1 protein-coding gene is annotated in these 531 nt (G+C 42.2%); it reads right to left on the bottom strand.

Annotation, left to right across the window (positions count from 1 at the left end; translation table 11 throughout):
* Positions 1–311: aminotransferase class I/II-fold pyridoxal phosphate-dependent enzyme (locus R7Z77_RS28170; protein WP_318137412.1), on the bottom strand; the 311-nt coding region annotated here is incomplete at its 3' end.
* Positions 312–531 lie beyond the last annotated feature (220 nt).

The following is a 531-nucleotide window of genomic DNA, read 5'->3' as shown; positions in this document are numbered from 1 at the left end:
TCTTCTTTACCGAGGAATTTAGAAAGCTTTTGTTCTAGCTCTTTGTGGATGTCTTGAGTCCCGCAGATAAAACGTACTGATGCCATGCCGAAGCCGTGCTCATCCATGCCAGCTTTACCTGCTTCGATAAGCGCTGGATGGTTTGCTAGGCCTAGGTAGTTGTTCGCACAAAAGTTCAGTACTTCTTCACCTGTCGAGATTTTAACAGCGGCTTGCTGTTGAGAGGTAATGATACGCTCTGCTTTGTAAAGACCTTCAGCCTTCACTTCTTCAATTTGCTGCTGAATCTGTTGGTAAAATGCAGAAGACATTCGCAATTCCTTCCTGGTTGTTTTGACGAGTTTTCACTCGTTTCGAATTTGGTTTAGCCTTTACGTGACGGGCGTCACAGGCCATCAGCTATCAATTAATTGTAGTGTAAAACAAGGAAAGGAAAACGATTATCCCTCAAGGTGGAAAAGCATTAATGAATTTGAGGAACAAATAACATCAATGCTTTTCTATGAGGTTGTATTGAAAGGAGTTATGACC

This window comes from Vibrio sp. 1401 (assembly GCF_033340295.1).
This window is presented reverse-complemented; position numbering and strand designations above follow the sequence as displayed.